15 protein-coding genes are annotated in these 16669 nt (G+C 60.0%); 9 read left to right on the top strand and 6 right to left on the bottom strand.

What is annotated here, in order from left to right; all coding sequences use genetic code 11:
• The first annotated feature begins 7 nt into the window (after positions 1-7).
• The 5 genes from Q2T52_RS07770 to hemH all read left to right on the top strand — a co-directional run bounded on the left by Q2T52_RS07770 (position 8) and on the right by hemH (position 6062).
• The gene (locus Q2T52_RS07770; RefSeq protein ID WP_302076144.1) at positions 8-916 is read left to right on the top strand and encodes a heme-dependent oxidative N-demethylase family protein; all 909 of its coding nucleotides are present in this window, start codon (positions 8-10) and stop codon (positions 914-916) included.
• 133 nt (positions 917-1049) lie between these two features.
• Positions 1050-2498 carry a homospermidine synthase gene (locus Q2T52_RS07765; RefSeq protein ID WP_302076143.1) on the top strand — a complete coding sequence of 483 codons (1449 nt, stop codon included), beginning with the start codon at positions 1050-1052 and terminating at the stop codon, positions 2496-2498.
• Between the two features lie 154 nt (positions 2499-2652).
• Positions 2653-3018: an outer membrane lipoprotein Omp10 gene (omp10, locus tag Q2T52_RS07760; protein WP_302076142.1), complete on the top strand. Its 366-nt coding sequence runs from the start codon at positions 2653-2655 to the stop codon at positions 3016-3018.
• Between the two features lie 207 nt (positions 3019-3225).
• Positions 3226-4902 carry a bifunctional metallophosphatase/5'-nucleotidase gene (locus Q2T52_RS07755; RefSeq protein WP_302076141.1) on the top strand — a complete coding sequence of 559 codons (1677 nt, stop codon included), beginning with the start codon at positions 3226-3228 and terminating at the stop codon, positions 4900-4902.
• A gap of 125 nt (positions 4903-5027) precedes the next feature.
• The gene (gene hemH, locus Q2T52_RS07750; protein WP_302076707.1) at positions 5028-6062 is read left to right on the top strand and encodes a ferrochelatase; all 1035 of its coding nucleotides are present in this window, start codon (positions 5028-5030) and stop codon (positions 6060-6062) included.
• Between the two features lie 17 nt (positions 6063-6079).
• Here the strand turns inward: hemH and Q2T52_RS07745 are convergent, their stop codons facing one another.
• The 4 genes from Q2T52_RS07745 to queC form a co-directional block, all read right to left on the bottom strand.
• On the bottom strand, positions 6080-6838 hold the full coding sequence (locus tag Q2T52_RS07745; RefSeq protein WP_302076140.1) for an MBL fold metallo-hydrolase: 759 nt from the start codon (positions 6836-6838) through the stop codon (positions 6080-6082).
• Positions 6835-7632, bottom strand: a complete 798-nt coding sequence (locus tag Q2T52_RS07740) for a GNAT family N-acetyltransferase (protein WP_302076139.1) — start codon at positions 7630-7632, stop codon at positions 6835-6837. Before Q2T52_RS07740 ends, Q2T52_RS07745 begins: the two co-directional genes overlap by 4 nt.
• Before the next feature lie 329 nt (positions 7633-7961).
• Positions 7962-8729, bottom strand: a complete 768-nt coding sequence (queE, locus tag Q2T52_RS07735; RefSeq protein WP_302076138.1) for a 7-carboxy-7-deazaguanine synthase QueE — start codon at positions 8727-8729, stop codon at positions 7962-7964.
• Positions 8730-8734: 5 nt separating this feature from the next.
• Positions 8735-9442 (bottom strand): 7-cyano-7-deazaguanine synthase QueC, encoded by a 708-nt coding sequence (gene queC / locus Q2T52_RS07730; protein ID WP_302076137.1) that lies wholly within the window; start codon positions 9440-9442, stop codon positions 8735-8737.
• Positions 9443-9625: 183 nt separating this feature from the next.
• Between queC and Q2T52_RS07725 the strand changes: the two genes are divergently transcribed.
• Positions 9626-10630: an SPFH domain-containing protein gene (locus Q2T52_RS07725; protein ID WP_302076136.1), complete on the top strand. Its 1005-nt coding sequence runs from the start codon at positions 9626-9628 to the stop codon at positions 10628-10630.
• Positions 10631-10633: 3 nt separating this feature from the next.
• Entirely contained in the window at positions 10634-11095 is a 462-nt protein-coding gene (locus Q2T52_RS07720; protein WP_302076135.1) for an NfeD family protein, read from the top strand.
• 314 nt (positions 11096-11409) lie between these two features.
• Here Q2T52_RS07720 and Q2T52_RS07715 read toward each other — a convergent pair whose 3' ends face one another.
• Positions 11410-12405 carry a KpsF/GutQ family sugar-phosphate isomerase gene (locus tag Q2T52_RS07715; RefSeq protein WP_302076706.1) on the bottom strand — a complete coding sequence of 332 codons (996 nt, stop codon included), beginning with the start codon at positions 12403-12405 and terminating at the stop codon, positions 11410-11412.
• Between the two features lie 195 nt (positions 12406-12600).
• Here Q2T52_RS07715 and Q2T52_RS07710 point away from each other — a divergent pair, with 195 nt between their 5' ends.
• Positions 12601-14148: an outer membrane beta-barrel protein gene (locus Q2T52_RS07710; RefSeq protein ID WP_302076134.1), complete on the top strand. Its 1548-nt coding sequence runs from the start codon at positions 12601-12603 to the stop codon at positions 14146-14148.
• A gap of 97 nt (positions 14149-14245) precedes the next feature.
• On the opposite strand, the gene galU is transcribed toward Q2T52_RS07710, so the two are convergent.
• Positions 14246-15130 (bottom strand): UTP--glucose-1-phosphate uridylyltransferase GalU, encoded by an 885-nt coding sequence (gene galU / locus Q2T52_RS07705; protein ID WP_302076133.1) that lies wholly within the window; start codon positions 15128-15130, stop codon positions 14246-14248.
• A gap of 210 nt (positions 15131-15340) precedes the next feature.
• On the opposite strand from galU, the gene Q2T52_RS07700 reads away from it, so the two are divergent.
• Positions 15341-16564 carry a lytic murein transglycosylase gene (locus tag Q2T52_RS07700; protein ID WP_302076132.1) on the top strand — a complete coding sequence of 408 codons (1224 nt, stop codon included), beginning with the start codon at positions 15341-15343 and terminating at the stop codon, positions 16562-16564.
• Positions 16565-16669: the final 105 nt, after the last annotated feature.

The following is a 16669-nucleotide window of genomic DNA, read 5'->3' as shown; positions in this document are numbered from 1 at the left end:
AACGCATATGGTAACCTACACGCCCTATGACGGCTCCTCCACGCCGTTCACCATTGGCCTGACGCAGCTGGATCTCAATGACTGGATCGAGCCGGACGGTGACCTGGCACGCTACCTGACGGAAAAGCGACGTCTTCTGGCGACACAGCGCGACGTCATATTCCGTGCAGAGCCGGACACGCTGGACGCACAGCAGGAAGTGCTGACGCTCCTGGCGGACTATTTGCCGGAACGCTATCCGAACCTTTACCGACCGAAAGACCGCTCCATCGAAGTCGTGGGCGCAGCCACCGTGTCGCTCGGGTCAAGCGACCTGCCGCCGCTGATGCGGGCGGGACTCTTAGTGCAGAACGATCTGGTCATCATGCGGCGCGGCGACAATGGCTGGCGCATTGCTGCGGCCTTCGTAGCCTTCCCCTCCTCCTGGTCCTTGGAGGAAAAATTCGGCCGTGTGATGGACGAGGTCCATGCCGACGTACCCGGCTTCGAGGGCGGCAGCCGCAATGCGGAGCTGATCAATCGCATGTTCGATCGTCTTCAGCCCGACCGATCCGTAAAGCGACTGAACTGGTCGATCAACTGGAGCGAGGCGTTGTTCTCCCCAAAGCCGAAGTCGGATCGGGTGGTGCCCGACATCCCGGCGGCCGAAAGTTTTATCCGGGTGGAGCGCCAGACCTTGCGGAAACTTCCGCAAACGGGAGACATCCTCTTCACCATCCGCATCTACATGGACCCGATCGCAGCCCTCGCGCGTGAACCCGATGGCGCTCAGCTGATGCGTCATCTCGCCGCCCAACTGGATGCGCTGACATCAGAAGAGGCCGCCTACAAGGGACTCACCCATCGAAGGGCGGAATTTGTCGAGCTTCTGATAAAGAGCGCAGAAAACTTGGGCCATCCCCAACCGCTGCCATAGGCTTGTCGCGTTGGTCTCTTTATTGTGACCACGTTTTGTGATCTAGCGCGATCACATGCGTGGCACGCGTATTCAACCACAGCCGAAACACGGCCCTTCCCGGCAGAAGATCGAAGGGCCGAAGGAGCAAGAAATGTCAGAGAAGACCTATCCGGTTTATGCCGAAATCACCGGCCCGATCGTGATGATCGGTTTCGGATCGATCGGCCGCGGCACCCTGCCGCTGATCGAACGTCACTTCAAGTTCGACAAGAGCCGGATGGTTGTCATCGACCCGCGCGATGACGACAAGGCGATCCTCGACAAGCACGGCATCAAGTTCATCCAGGCCCACGTGACCAAGGAGAACTACAAGGAACTACTGAAGCCACTCCTGACCGAAGGCGAAGGCCAGGGTTTCTGCGTGAACCTCTCCGTCGATACCGGCTCGCTTGATATGATCAAGTTCTGCCGCAAGCTCGATGTTCTCTATATCGATACGGTCGTCGAGCCCTGGCTCGGCTTCTATTTCGACAAGAGCATGAAGAATGCCGACCGCACCAATTACGCGCTGCGCGAAACCGTGCGCAGCGAGAAGAAGAAGAACCCAGGCGGCACGACGGCCGTTTCCTGCTGCGGCGCCAATCCCGGCATGGTCTCCTGGTTCGTAAAACAGGCGCTCCTCAACATCGCCAACGAGACGGGTCTGAAGTTCGACGAGCCGGCAGCGGATGACCGCGAAGGCTGGGCCAAGCTGATGAAGAAGGTGGGCGTCAAGGGCGTTCACATTGCCGAACGCGATACGCAGCGCACGAAGAACCCGAAGCCGCTGAACGTGTTCTGGAACACCTGGTCGGTCGAAGGTTTCATTTCCGAAGGCCTGCAGCCCTCCGAACTCGGCTGGGGCACCCATGAAAACTGGATGCCGAAGAACGCCAAGAAGCACAAAAAGGGCTGCCAGGCCGCCATCTATCTGGAACAGCCCGGCGCCAACACCCGCGTGCGCACCTGGTGCCCAACACCTGGCCCGCAATACGGCTTCCTCGTCACCCACAACGAGTCGATCTCGATTGCCGATTACTTCACCGTTCGCGACAAGGACGGCGACGTGACCTATCGCCCGACCTGCCATTACGCCTATCACCCGGCCAATGATGCGGTTCTGTCGCTGCACGAAATGTTCGGCAATGGCGGCAATGCACAGCCGGTTCTGCACGTTCTCGACGAGAACGAACTGGTGGACGGCGTCGATGAACTGGGCGTCCTGCTCTACGGTCACGAGAAGAACGCCTACTGGTACGGCTCGCGCCTTTCGCTGGAAGAAACCCGCGAGATCGCCCCTTACCAGAACGCCACCGGTCTGCAGGTAACGTCTGCCGTTCTGGCCGGCATGGTCTGGGCGCTTGAGAACCCGAAGGCTGGCATCGTGGAAGCCGACGAGATGGATTACAAGCGCTGCCTGGAAGTGCAGTCGCCCTATCTCGGCCCGGTCGAAGGCCACTACACCGACTGGACGCCGCTCGACGGCCGTCCGGGCCTCTTCCCGGAAGACCTGGACGAGAAGGATCCCTGGCAGTTCCGCAACATCCTGGTTCGGACCTGATCGCCGTCCAGAATTTCGTCGCATTCATTCCCGCCTGTGCATGACGCAGGCGGGGATAAACTGGAAATGCCTCTTTGATCAGCTCCTCCTTGCATTACATAGGGCTTCGCGCCATCGTTCCGCACGTGACGCGTCCGAATCGCGGGAGACAAGAATGAAGATCAAGGCGAGCCTCGCGCTCATTGCCGCCTCAGCCATGCTGACGGCGTGCGTATCATCCCCCAGTCCCCGGCCCCTGCCGCCACCGGTACAGCCACAGGGCGTGGAAGGCACCTGGGCGGACCCGAACGGTATCCTATCCACGTTCCAGGCGGGCCAGTTCAACACGCGCTCCACGGACAACAACGCGCTGTTGGCCACGGGCACCTATGTCAACACGTCGCCGACGCTCGTGGAAATCAGCATGACCTCAATCTTGCGTCAGAAGCAGTCGAAGGTGAATTGCGCACTGGTCACCCCGGCGCAGTTGAACTGCACCTCGGACGCCGGTTCCCAGTTCACGCTGACGCGCCGGATGTAACGGTCCAACCATCCATTTATGCGAACCCCGCTCACGCGGGGTTTCTTTTTGCGTGCATTTTATTCCGGTTCGCGTCTGTCATATTTCGCTTGAAGTCATCAGCTCATGATGAAACCATGGAATTCTAACGCGTGTCACAAACAACAAATACAAACAGGCGGAACAGGGCACAGACACAAGCCCGAATGACGTAGGAGAGCATTTGTCATGATGAAGAAACTCGGTCTTGGCCTACTGGCCGCGACATCCCTTGGCCTTTCAGCCGGTGCGGCATTCGCAGATTTCGAGCTCAACATCCTGCATATCAACGATTTTCACAGCCGCATCGAGTCGATCAACAAGTACGATTCCACTTGCTCGGCCGAAGAAGAAAGCAAGAACCAGTGCTTCGGCGGCGCGGCCCGCCTGAAGACGGCGATCGATCAGCTGCGCGCATCATTGGCTGGCAAGAATGTGCTGACGCTGAACGCCGGCGACAACTTCCAGGGCTCCCTGTTCTACACCACCTACAAGGGCGGCGCTGAGCTTGAGGTGATGAACGCCATCAAGTTCGATGCCATGACGCTCGGCAACCACGAATTTGACGATGGCGAAAAGGCGCTGGCTCCCTTCCTCGAAAAGGTGCAGTTCCCGGTCGTCACCGCCAATATCACGCTGGACCCGAAGTCCACGCTGAAGAACATAAAGCCGTCCACCATCGTGGAAGTGGGCGGCCAGAAGATCGGCATTATCGGCGTAGTCACCGCCGACACGCCGGAACTCGCTTCGCCGGGCCCCTATGTCAAGTTCACGGAAGAGGCTGCGGCCATCACGGCTGAAGCACAAAAGCTGAAGGCGCAAGGGATCAACAAGATCATCGCGCTGACGCATATCGGCTACAACCGGGACCTTGAAGCCATTGCCAAGATCCCTGATGTCGATGTCGTTGTCGGTGGCCATTCGCACACGCTGCTCTCCAATACCGATCCGAAGGCTGCTGGTCCCTACCCGACCATGGTCGACAATCCGGGCGGCTACAAGGTGCCGGTCGTCACCGCTGCCTCCTACAGCAAGTATCTCGGCGATGTGGTCGTGACCTTCGATGACAACGGCGTGGTCAAGAGCGCCAAGGGCGATCCGATCCTGATCGACTCCTCGTTCAAGCCGGATGAGGCCATGCAAGCCCGCGTTAAGGAACTGGCCGGCCCGATCAAGGCGCTGCGCGAAAAGATCATAGGCGAATCCGCTGGTCCGATCGAAGGCGCAAGCAATATCTGCCGCGTCAAGGAATGCTCCATGGGCAACCTGGTTGCCGACGCGATGGTTGACCGCGTGAAGAACCAGGGCGAGTTCATCGCCATCCAGAACGGCGGCGGTCTGCGCACGTCTATCGGCGAAGGCAAGGTGACGATGGGTGCCGTCATCACGGTGCTGCCCTTCCAGAACACGCTGGCAACCTTCCAGCTGAAGGGTTCCGACGTGAAGGCCGCTCTCGAAAACGGTCTGTCCCAGATCGATGACGGCGCCGGTCGCTTCCCGCAGGTGTCTGGCATCAAGTACACCTTCGATCGCTCCAAGCCAGCCGGTAGCCGTCTCGGCACTGTCGAGGTGAAGGAAGGTGGCAAGTTCGTCGCCATCGACCCGGAAAAGACCTATAACGTGGTCACCAACAACTATATGCGCGCCGGTGGCGACGGCTACAGCGTCTTCGCCAAGAACGGCAAGAACGCCTATGACTACGGCCCGGATCTGGCCGACGTGACGGCCGAGTACATTGCGGCCAATGCGCCTTACAAGCCGTACACGGACGGCCGCATTACGGAAACCACGCCGGCTGGCTACGTCGCTCCAGCTGCCAAGCCTGCAACGGCTGGCGCAGCTGCAACAGTTGCCCCAAGCAAGTAAGACAATTTGTCTATGTGGTTGGACGGTCCGGGGCTTTCCCGGACCGTTTTTTATTTCTAGATAGAACCAATCGTCTTTTGCCTGCGTATAGGCGGTATTCCCCAAACCCGGACCAGCACATCATGATGAACGCGCCCGCCAATCACCTGCCTTCTGATCACCCGCCGGTTCGTTTCGGCAAGGTTGGCGTGCTGCTCGTCAATCTGGGGACACCAGACGGAACCGACTACTGGTCCATGCGCCGCTATCTTGCCGAGTTCCTCACAGACCGGCGCGTGATCGAGTGGTCTCGGCTGCTCTGGTACCCGATCCTTTACGGCATCGTACTGAACAAGCGCCCGCAAAAGGTCGGCAAGGCCTATGAAAGCATCTGGAACAAGGATCTGGATGAGAGCTATCTGCGCACCTATACGCGCAATCAGGCAGAGAAGATGGCCGCTGCCTTCACGGACATGCCGCATGTGCAGGTGGACTGGGCCATGCGTTACGGCCAGCCATCCATCCAGTCAAAGATGAATGAGTTGCAAAAGGCGGGCTGCGAAAAGATCCTGCTTTTCCCACTCTATCCGCAATATGCCGCTGCAACGACAGCGACGGTCAACGACGAAGCCTTCAAGGCGCTTCTGAAAATGCGCTGGCAGCCGGCGCTGCGCACCGTGCCGCGCTATCACGACGACCCGGTTTATATTGATGCGCTCGCCACCTCCATCGAGAAACATCTGGCGACGCTCGACTGGGATCCGGAACTGGTGATTACCTCCTATCACGGCATCCCCATGTCCTACTTCAAGAAGGGCGACCCCTATCACTGCCAGTGCTACAAGACGACACGCCTGCTGCGCGACCGCCTGGGCTGGCCAAAGGAAAAGCTGATGGTGACCTTCCAGTCACGGTTCGGGCCGGAGGAATGGCTGCAGCCTTATACGGACAAGACCGTCGAAAAGCTGGCCAAGGAAGGCGTCAAGCGCATCGCCATCCTGAACCCCGGCTTCGTCTCCGACTGCTTGGAAACGCTGGAGGAAATCGCCGGTGAAGCGGGCGAGGATTTCCTGCACAATGGCGGCGAAAAGTTTTCACATATCCCCTGCCTCAACGACAGCGCGGAAGGCATGCGGGTTCTCGAGCACATCGTGCGCCAGGAATTGAAGGGCTGGGTGTAAGAGGTACTCTCCCTGCGTTAACGGGCGGCCGTCAGAATGATTTCCTCGCCATCAGCGGGAATGATCATTCGTGAAGGAGCAATAGCCGCATCATCGGCTGCCGCCCGCAGATCGGACCGGCTGACCGTTGCGTGATCCAACGCTTCCATATGCGTGGCGATGACCGTTGCAAACGGCGCCGCTTCGCAGAGCGCCACGGTTTCCGCCGCATCCATCACGATCAGGTCCTTGCCCCAATAGGCGCCGCAGGAGTGACTGACGATGACATCAGGCTGCGTCCGCTCGATCACCTCCAGCACCGGCGGGTAAAGCACCGTATCGCCCAGCCAGTAAAGATGCGGCTCTCCCACGGCTTCCACACTTATCCCCATCACCGAGCCCATGGCTTCCTGCACGGGGCCTAGTCCATGGCTGCCTTCGCGACGGGTGATGGTGATGCCGTTCCACGTGATGTCATCTGTCAGCGGCGTGACATCCGCGAAACCGGCAGCGCGGATCTTCTCCTCATCACCCGGTTGGCAGAGGATCGGCAGCGTCTTCGGCACTCTTTCCTTGGCGACGCTATCGAAATGATCCGAATGCAAGTGGGATATGATGACCAGATCCACACCGGACAGGATCTCGTCGACGGGCAGCCGCAATTCCACCAGCGGGTTTTTCGACTTGCCGGTATAGGATGGCAGGCTGTGGCGCGGGGCGAAATAGGGATCGATCAGAATGGTCCGGCCAGCATAGTCAAGCTTGAGTGTCGCATTGCGGATGAGGCGAATTTTCATGGAATACCCCTTGTGCCGGTGGGTGCAAGGCTGAGAAAATGCGTCAGTGTCAACACATGGTGCAGGCCGATTTTACGGGCAAGCTGCAGGGAAGCCTCATTACTTTCCTCGACCACATAGCGCGGCTGCAACCCTCGCCTCTGGATCTCCGCCAGCGCCGAGCGAACCACCCGCACGGCATGGCCCTGACGTCGAGCATCCAGGCGCGTGGAAAGACCGCCAACCTCCCAGATGCTGCCATAATTCTGGAAGGCAAAGCAGGCGCAGACAATCGAACCGGCCTGGCAGATTTCGACCACGAAGGCATTGCCACAGGCAAGAAGCGGCATCAACCAATCACGGCCATAACCTCTTGCTTCAAACAATGACCATGTCTCCAGCTGCGGAGCATGGGTCACCGCGATCAATGAACCGACATCACAAGGCTCGACTGCACCGGAATCCGTGAAGGATAGCAGGCTGGTTGTGCAGGTCAGATCGTAGGATTGCGCCACGGCTGCATGGTCCGCCTCGGAGCCAAGCTTGAATACGATCCCAACAGGATGCGGCAGATGGACCAGCAAGCGGGTGGTCAGATCCAGATGATCGCTCGCGATGAAGGCCGTGTATTCCGCTGCCGGATAGGTGTCGCGATCATAGGGGCTGGCGGCATTGCGCAGCAGCACCAGCACCGCCTCTCTTTCGTCCTCCCGAACATGAAACGCCTGCCTATCCTCAGGATAGGATTGCAGATGCTTCAGAAGAGAAATCGTCTTGAACGCGTCGCGCTCCAGGTAGCTGAAAACGTCCTGCATGAGAGCCCCAAGCCTGCACGGACACAGACTGCGTCAGGACGCATTGATGATCCAATCAAAGGATGGAATGGGAGTGAGGTCCCCCGCTTCCGCGTGCTCACAAATCCGGCTTGTCGAGTTCGGGCCGAGATGGTGCGGCGGATCTCCTTGTCCCCGTCAGAACGGGGAGAAGGTGGCGGCAGCCGGATGAGGGGCGATTTCTCAAGTTATTTCAATGTATTTGCCCCTCACCCCAGCCCTCTCCCCGCGCGCGGGGAGAGGGGGTTTAGGAGCGAGCCCCCCACATTCATTATGGAGAACCAGCTTTATCGGCAGTCTGGAGCGCTGACTCACACGCCACGCCTGTTACCCCACAAGAGCACATGCAGTTGCGGCAGGACATGCGCGGAGAACCAGCGCTCTTCCACCACCCGGTCCACCAGCCAGCGCATTCGCTCAGTAATGCCGTCGAGATCGATGCGCGCGTCATCATCCTCCGGCGGCGGAGGCGTGTGGTTGCCGGGTTGCAGATAGACCGGCAAGGTGGGACAGAGGGCAGAAACCTCTCTGGCAAAGGCAAAATCCGCATCGTCGAAGATGACGAATTTCAGCACCATGCGCGGGCCGTTGCCCGCAGCAGCAATGCAGGATCGTAACTGCATGCCGTCGAAATCCATGCCGCTGGACGGAGGCTTTGGCGAAAGAACCAGCACGTCGAGATCCGCAAACCACGGCCGCGCGATCGATCCTTGTGTTTCCAGCGCGAAGCGATAGCCGCGCTGATGACCATGCGCGATCAGCGGCTCCAGCGGCTGGATGGCCGGATTGCCGCCGGAAAGTGTCACCATCAGCGGCTGGCCACCGGACAGGCGCTCCACTTCCGTCCAGATGGCGGCGACGGACATTGGTTTCCAGTCCTCGCGAAAACGGCTTTCCACCGCATGCAGGCTGTCGCACCACGAACAGCGGAAGTCACAGCCGCCCGTGCGCACGAAGATAGTCGGTTGACCAATCAGCAAGCCCTCGCCCTGGATGGTCGGGCCAAAAATCTCGCTGATGCGGATCGTCGGTGCCTCACCTTCCGTCACGAGGTGAGGTTCATTGGCAATCCGATACATGGGCGTCAGACTTCCTCGGCCTTGAAGCCTCTGGTGGCCGCCACCCAGAAATCCGGGTCTTCATAATCGGTTGGATCCGCAACACCGGCCAGATGAAAGGCCTCGCGGCGTTCAACGCAGGTACCGCAGCGCCCGCAATGGCGTTCGCCGCCCTTGTAGCAGGACCAGGTCTGCGCAAACGGCGTAGCGTGCCTTGCCCCTTCCGTCACGATATCGCCCTTGGAACCATTCACGAAGGGCGCCAGCAGCTTCACATCCGCATAGCCCTCCAGGGCGTGGTTCTGCATCTGCTGGAAGCTGTCGATGAAGCCGGGGCGGCAATCGGGATAGATGAAGTGGTCGCCGCCATGCACGGCAATCGCCACGGCATCCGCCTTGCGGGCCGCGGCAATGCCGAAGGCGATAGTGAGCATGATGGCATTGCGGTTCGGCACCACGGTGACCTTCATGGTCTCTTCCGCATAATGCCCATCCGGCACATCGACATTGTCGGTCAGCGCCGAGCCGGACAATTGGCGGCCGATCGAGGCCATGTCGATGATCTGGTGCGGCACGCCGAGGCGCTTGGCGCACAGCGCCGCGTAATCCAGTTCTTTCCTGTGGCGCTGGCCGTAATCGAAGGAGATCAGGCCGATCAGATCTTGTTCAGCTGCGACCTTATGCGCAAGCGAAACGGAATCGAGTCCGCCGGAGCAGACGACGAGAGTCTTCATATCAAGTGTCCTTGTTTTTACCGGGTAGGCTGCGACCGGGCGGGTTTGACCCGGGCGCCACATACTCCAAACAGGCCCCTGATGCAAACGTCATGTTCCAGTGCCATACAACACCCCACTGGCAAGTCGATTGATGTTCCCTTACATCAAGGGCACGGCCCCTCACCCTCAGGAGACCCCGAGATGGTTCTGTCCGGCTTCGATATCCTCGTCATCGCTCTCGTTGCCTTCGTCATCCTCGTGCTGTTTGCCGGCATCAAGACGGTTCCACAGGGCTATCGCTATACGATCGAGCGTTTTGGGCGCTACACACGCACGCTTGACCCCGGCCTCAACCTGATTACGCCCTTCATCGAGCGCATCGGCACCAAGATGAATGTGATGGAGCAGGTGCTGAACGTACCAACACAAGAGGTAATCACCCGCGACAATGCCAGCATTTCTGCCGATGCGGTTGCCTTCTACCAAGTGCTGAACCCTGCACAGGCGGCCTATCAGGTGGCCAATCTGGAAAACGCTGTCCAGAACCTCACCATGACCAACATCCGATCGGTGATGGGTTCGATGGATCTGGACGAGTTGCTCTCCAACCGCGAGTCGATCAACGAGCGACTGCTGCGCGTGGTGGATGACGCCGTGCATCCCTGGGGCATCAAGGTCACCCGCATCGAAATCAAGGATATCCAGCCGCCAGCCGATCTGGTGACTGCCATGGGCCGCCAGATGAAGGCAGAGCGCGAAAAGCGCGCCCAGGTGCTGGAGGCGGAAGGCTCGCGCAATGCCGCGATCCTCAGGGCCGAAGGTGCCAAGCAGGCTGCCGTTCTGCAGGCGGAAGGCGAGCGGGAAGCCGCCTTCCGGCAGGCCGAGGCACGTGAACGTCTGGCCGAAGCCGAAGCCAAGGCGACGCGTCTGGTCTCGGAGGCGATTGCGGCCGGTGATGTGAACGCCATCAACTACTTCGTGGCGCAGAAATATACCGAAGCCATGGCCTCGATCGGTTCGGCCCCGAACTCCAAGGTGGTGCTGATGCCGATGGAAGCCTCCTCGCTGATCGGCTCGCTCGGCGGCATCGGTGCGATTGCACGGGAGGTGTTCGGGGATGGCAGCGAAGGGCAAGCGGGCCCACGCCGCAACGCAACGCCCCGCAGCACGCCGAGCGTCAATCCGCTTTCCCGTTCGGAAAGCTGAGCCATGATCCAGTCGCTCGTGTCATCGCTAGGCCCTTGGAACTGGTGGCTGCTCGGCCTTGTGCTGCTGGCTGCCGAACTGGCAGCCCCCGGCATGTTCCTGATCTGGATCGGCGTTGCCGCGATCATCATCGGCGCGGCCTCGCTGGCGCTCTGGGATCAGGCACTGTGGACCTGGCAGAACCAGCTTATCCTCTTCGCCGCTTTGTCCGTCGTCGTGACCCTAATCGGACGCCGCGTTTTCGCCGCGCGCGAAGGTGCCACGGACGAGCCTCTGCTGAACCGGCGCGGCGACAGCCTTGTGGGGCGCACCGCAAGCCTGGCTGAGCCCATCCGCAACGGGCGTGGCCGCATCAAACTGGATGATACCTGGTGGTCCGTGTCGGGCCCTGACCTGCCGTCGGGCATGAAGGTGCGCGTCGCCGCATGGAACGGCCGCGAACTGGTCGTGGAGCCGGTGGCCTAAAGCACGGCTGATCGCGACTGGTTGCAAGACACGGCACAACGCTCATAGATCGTCGTTACCCCCCTCTGTCCTGCCGGACATCTCCCCGACACGGGGGGGGGGGGAGATCAGCAGAACGGTTCCCGCTCGTCGTCTCTCCAGCGCGCCACGATGAAGCGACTTTTCCCAACGGCCCAGAAAGGTCGAGGCAGTGCCACAAGTTGATCTCCCCCCTTGTGGGGGAGATGCCCGGCAGGGCAGAGGGGGGTAAGCAAAACGCTGCCAAGGGAACGCGACCTACCGGGGAGGCTGATAGCCGCAGCGTGCTTTACACCTCAAGCCACGCCGATGCGCAGCAGGTCGTGGAAGCCGAGCACGCCGATCGGGCGGTTCTCGTCATCCACCACGAACAGCGCGGAAATATTGTGCTGGTTCACGAAAGCAAGCGCAGCACCTGCCACCAGATCCGCCTTCACCGCCTTGGGTGAACGGGTCATGATGTCCTCGACGACCAGACTGCCGAGGTTGCGGTGCAGCTGGCGGCCAATATCGCCATTGGTGATGACGCCGCAAAGCACGCCCTCGCCATCGACGATCCCGACGCAGCCAAACTTTTTGTCGGAGAGCACCTGAACGGCCCGCGGAATATCCGTGCCCAGCGGCACGATCGGCAAGCGGTCGCCGGTATGCATGATATCGCCGGTATGGGTCAGCAGCGCGCCGAGCTTGCCGCCCGGATGGAAGACGCGGAAATCCGCCGCCGAAAAGCCGCGCGCCTCCAGTAGCGCCAGCGCCAGCGCGTCACCGAGAGCAAGCTGCATCAGTGTCGAAGTCGTGGGCGCCAGACCATGCGGACAGGCTTCTTCCGCATCCGGCAAAAGCAGCACGACATCCGCGGCGCGACCAAGCGAGCTTTCGGAGGATGCCGTCATGGCGATCAGCGGAATGGAAAAGCGGCGCGTATAGGCGATGATGCTTTTCAGTTCGGCACTTTCGCCGCCTTTAGACAGCGCCAGCACCGCATCGCCGGACGCAATCATGCCGAGATCGCCGTGATTGGCTTCCGCCGCATGCACGAAGGAGGCAGGCGTTCCTGTTGACGCAAAGGTGGCGGCGAGCTTCGCCCCGATATGGCCGCTCTTGCCGACGCCCGTCACGATCACCCGTCCCGGAATCGAGGCGATGATATCGACGGCAGCGCGAAAGGCATCACCCAGTTCACCGGTCAGCGCGCGCTCAATGGCGGCCAGGCCTTCCTTCTCGGCGGCAATGGTTCGAAGCGCCGAATGGACGCTGTCTGCATCAACGGTTTGAACGGCTTTCTTGATCATGGCGGGAGCATTATCGCTCTTCAGCACGCTTGTCCATGCGACCTTGCGTTCGGCAAGACGACTGCTGTGACAACCAAAAATTAACCATCGCGCTTTACCTTTGGGTAAGTATTCCAATGCCGGGCAGGCTCAATGATAACGAACAGGGTGAATGGTTCTACTCGCGTCCTGCGAAGGGCATCAGCGGCATTGCTGATGGCCGGCGCAGGCATTGCGATGACCTGTTCGGCTGGGGCGCAGAGCCTGACGAACCGCTCGACCACGTCAGGCGCCGCTTCGACCCTCGCCTCGCCCACCGGATCGACGGCGACCACAGCAGGCACCACATCAGGAATCCTGTCTTCCAGCACGGCACCGTCTGCCACTGGTCTTGCGACCAATACGTCAGGCACCGACACAACGGCGGCTAGCCAGACCAACACGACCAACTACATCCAGAACCCGATCGGCAGCACGACGCTGCGCGGCAACAACCTGCTGCAATCCACGCCGCTTCGCCGCGCCGATGATACCGATGCGGATGATCTGAACCAGCTGACGCAGAGCACGGATGAAAGCCTTAACCCGGCGGAACCCGCGATTGACGGCGGGGACGGCGCAGCAGCAGCACGCTCCACCGATGCCACCGGCGTGCGGCTCGGCAGCTTCATTCTGCGGCCCTCTGTGAACCAGAGCGTCAACACAGAGCGTACCAAGAGCGCGGGAACATCAAGCTCGCATAGCTATCTCGCGACCACCGTCAACGGCACGCTGAGCTCGGATTGGGGCCGCCATGCCCTGACCATCACCGGCGAAGGCACGTTTGATCGTACCCTTTCAGGAGAAAGTAGCAGTAGCAGCAGCCAGCCCAATGGCCGTCTCGATGCGGACCTGCGGCTCGATCTTTCCAACAGCACCGTTGCACACATCACCGGCGGCTATGCCTATCAGAAGGAAGACGCCAATAGCCCAAACGCGACCAGCGATGCAACGAACCAGGCCAGCGTCAACCGCTTCACCGGCGGCGCCTCCGTCGAGCGGGATTTCGGCGTCTTACGTGGTACCGCAGCGATTGCCGCAAACCGCGCGGTGTATGGTGATATCGGGCTTGCGGATGGCAGCCGCCTCAGCCTTGCCGACCGCGACCGCACGGCAGTCGAAGGACGCGTCCGCTTGGGCTACGAACTCTCGCAGGCCATCATCCCCTTCGTGGAACTCGCAGCCGGGCGCTCCTTCTATGATCAGGAATTCGACAATTCCGGCTATGCGCGCTCTTCCTACAGCTATGCGGCACGCACCGGCGTGCAGTTTGATTTCAGTGAAAAGCTGCGCGGGGAGCTGGGGCTCGGCTATGCCACGGTGGATTATGACGACAGCCGCCTGCAAACCATTAATGCCTTCACGATCGATGGGAATATTGCTTGGTCGCCCCGCCGAGGCACCAATGTCGATCTGGGCCTGAAAACCAGCGTGCAGGATTCCACAACGGCGGGCCTGAGCGGCTGGACCGAATATCAGCTGACGGCGGGCTTGTCGCATCAACTGTTGAACGATCTCACTGCCCGTGTGACCGGTTCCACCACGCTGCGCGATTTTTCCTACCAGAGCGATGAAACCAGCTGGCAGGCAGGATTCGGCCTAGTCTGGAACATCAACCGCTACTTCGATGCTACAGCCAATATCGGCTACGAGTATAACGATAACGGTAGTGCTGCCAGCAGCAATGTCTGGCGCGCAGGCGTTGGCCTTACGCTGCGGCGGTAAGCTGGCCCCTCTCACGCCTCTATCACCATAAATGGCTCAAGGAAAACCCCGCTCGCATCTCGGCGAACGGGGTTTGGGGTCTAACGTCAAAGATCGATCAGAGCTTGGACGTGATGTCCTTCAGCGGACCTTCGATCAGCGGACGGATATCGGCGCGCTTCAGTGCGAAGGCAAGGTTGGCGAGAATGAAGCCGTCCTTGGCGCCGCAGTCGAAGGTTTCACCCTTGAAGTGATAGGCGGCGAATTCCTGGCTTTTCGCCAGCGCCAGCATGCCGTCGGTCAGCTGGATTTCATTGCCGGCGCCACGTTCCTGCGTTTCCAGGATCTTGAAGATCTCCGGCTGGAGGATGTAACGACCGTTGATGAAGAAGTTCGAGGGAGCCGTGCCCTTGGCCGGCTTTTCGACCATCTGGGTGATCTTGAAGCCTTCGCTGCCGACCTTGTCGCCAACGCCGACGATGCCGTACTTGTGCGCCTGATCGGGCGCGCATTCCTCGACGGCGAGAACATTGCCACCAGTCTTGTCGTAAAGCTCGACCATGCCCTTCAGGCAGCTCTTTTCCGATGCCATGATCATGTCAGGCAAGAGAACGGCGAAGGGCTCGTTGCCGACGATATCGCGCGCACACCAGACGGCATGGCCAAGGCCAAGCGGAACCTGCTGGCGGGTAAAGCTTGCGGTACCAGCCTTGGGCAGCAGATCCGCCAGCAGCGTCAGCTCGGCATTCTTGTTGCGCTCGCGCAGCATCTGCTCGAGCTCGAACTGGATATCGAAGTAATCTTCGATGACGCCCTTACCGCGACCGGTCACGAAGACAAAGTGCTCGATCCCTGCTTCCGCCGCCTCGTCTACCACGTACTGGATGACCGGCTTGTCAACCACCGTGAGCATTTCCTTCGGAACAGCCTTCGTTGCAGGCAGGAAACGCGTTCCAAGCCCTGCCACCGGAAAGACGGCCTTACGGATTTTCTGTTGTCCCACACATGCCTCCTGAAGCACAAACAATCATTGTGGTGCCATTGCACCAACACATTTAGCGAAGCACCGCTATCTTTTCACGAAGAATGACAACACAGCCTGAACATGGTAAAGAATTTGTTGACACTGTTCGCCTACCCTGTCGTGTAAGGCCAGGGCGTGGTTCCCGATCCTGGCGTTTTTGAGACGGGATGGACAAGGAACAATCTGCCGATGACAGTTATCAAACAGCATCGCCTCGCCCGAACCGCGTTTTCACTGATCGCCGCGTTCACATTGGCAACCAGTGCGATAGATGCCAAGGCAGACTCAGGTTTCAAGTCGTGGATCGCGAAATTCTATGAGACCGCGGCCAAAAGCGGCATCAGCCGTACGACCTACGAGCGCGCATTTGCCGGAATTAGCGAGCCGGATCAGGACGTTCTGCGCAAGGCCAACACGCAGCCGGAATTCACCACGGAAATTTGGGACTATCTGGATTCGCGCGTAAACCCCTATACCGTCAAGATCGGCCGCGAAATGGCGTCCCGTCACGGCCGCACGCTGGCGGCCGTGGAAAAGCATTTCGGCGTGGACCGCAACATCCTGCTCGCCATCTGGTCGATGGAGTCCAATTACGGCACGGTTCTGGAAAAGCCGGATCGCCTGCATTCTGTGCCGCAGGCACTTGCCACGCTCGCCTGGGCGGATGAGAAGCGGGCAAAATTTGCCAGGACGCAGCTGATCGCAGCCCTCAAAATCCTGCAGGCGGGCGATGTGACGCCGAAGCAGCTGACGGGGTCCTGGGCGGGTGCCATGGGCCATACCCAGTTCATTCCCACCAGCTATCTGCTTTATGCTGTCGATGCCGATGGCGATGGCAAGCGCGACATCTGGCATTCGATCCCGGATGCGCTAGCAACCTCTGCCAACCTTCTCTCAAAAAACGGCTGGGAAAACGGCAAGACCTGGGGCTACGAAGCGGCCCTGCCAGCCGGCGCTGCACGTTACTCCGGCCAGACAAAGACGCTGGCACAATGGGCAGCACTCGGCTTCACGCGTCCAAACGGCAAGCCCTTCCCGCGCGGCAACGATCGCGCGCAGCTGAAGCTGCCGGCTGGCGGACAGGGCCCGGCCTTCCTGATGATGAACAACTTCTTCGTCATCAAGAAGTACAACGCCTCCGACAAATACGCGATTGCAGTCGGCCTCCTGGCCGATGAAATTGCCGGCTATGGCGGCATGGTGCAAACCTGGCCGCGCCCCCAGAACGTGCTGGATGTGAAGGAAAAGTTCGAACTGCAGCACCGGATGAAACAATTGGGCTATTATCAGGGTGAGGTCGATGGCAATTTCGGCTCGGGTTCCAAAGCCGCCATCAGCGCGCTCCAGACCCGGTTGGGCATGCAGGCGGATGGCGAACCATCAAAGTCGTTGCTGAAAGCGCTGCGCAATTGACAAGCCGAGCCCTCGGCCCACATGCTTCATAAGAATACGGTGGATTAGGGTGAGGACCCGATCATCTTGTTGAAATGGTGTGAGGCGATCCGGATGAGATACGAG

This window comes from Rhizobium oryzicola (genome assembly GCF_030504645.1).
Taxonomy (GTDB): Bacteria; Pseudomonadota; Alphaproteobacteria; order Rhizobiales; family Rhizobiaceae; genus Neorhizobium; species Neorhizobium oryzicola.
Note: the sequence above shows the minus strand (reverse complement) of the source record. Positions and strands in the feature narration are given on the sequence as shown.

What these genes read in the sequence shown, in the direction of transcription:
- Q2T52_RS07700 (WP_302076132.1), top strand. Translation starts at nt 15,341, where the DNA reads ATGACAGTTATCAAACAGCATCGCCTCGCCCGAACCGCGTTTTCACTG.
- queC (WP_302076137.1), bottom strand. Translation starts at nt 9,442, where the DNA reads ATGAAGACTCTCGTCGTCTGCTCCGGCGGACTCGATTCCGTTTCGCTT.
- omp10 (WP_302076142.1), top strand. Translation starts at nt 2,653, where the DNA reads ATGAAGATCAAGGCGAGCCTCGCGCTCATTGCCGCCTCAGCCATGCTG.
- queE (WP_302076138.1), bottom strand. Translation starts at nt 8,729, where the DNA reads ATGTATCGGATTGCCAATGAACCTCACCTCGTGACGGAAGGTGAGGCA.
- Q2T52_RS07725 (WP_302076136.1), top strand. Translation starts at nt 9,626, where the DNA reads ATGGTTCTGTCCGGCTTCGATATCCTCGTCATCGCTCTCGTTGCCTTC.
- Q2T52_RS07770 (WP_302076144.1), top strand. Translation starts at nt 8, where the DNA reads ATGGTAACCTACACGCCCTATGACGGCTCCTCCACGCCGTTCACCATT.
- Q2T52_RS07710 (WP_302076134.1), top strand. Translation starts at nt 12,601, where the DNA reads ATGGCCGGCGCAGGCATTGCGATGACCTGTTCGGCTGGGGCGCAGAGC.
- Q2T52_RS07755 (WP_302076141.1), top strand. Translation starts at nt 3,226, where the DNA reads ATGATGAAGAAACTCGGTCTTGGCCTACTGGCCGCGACATCCCTTGGC.
- Q2T52_RS07745 (WP_302076140.1), bottom strand. Translation starts at nt 6,838, where the DNA reads ATGAAAATTCGCCTCATCCGCAATGCGACACTCAAGCTTGACTATGCT.
- hemH (WP_302076707.1), top strand. Translation starts at nt 5,028, where the DNA reads ATGAACGCGCCCGCCAATCACCTGCCTTCTGATCACCCGCCGGTTCGT.
- Q2T52_RS07765 (WP_302076143.1), top strand. Translation starts at nt 1,050, where the DNA reads ATGTCAGAGAAGACCTATCCGGTTTATGCCGAAATCACCGGCCCGATC.
- Q2T52_RS07715 (WP_302076706.1), bottom strand. Translation starts at nt 12,405, where the DNA reads ATGATCAAGAAAGCCGTTCAAACCGTTGATGCAGACAGCGTCCATTCG.
- Q2T52_RS07740 (WP_302076139.1), bottom strand. Translation starts at nt 7,632, where the DNA reads ATGCAGGACGTTTTCAGCTACCTGGAGCGCGACGCGTTCAAGACGATT.
- Q2T52_RS07720 (WP_302076135.1), top strand. Translation starts at nt 10,634, where the DNA reads ATGATCCAGTCGCTCGTGTCATCGCTAGGCCCTTGGAACTGGTGGCTG.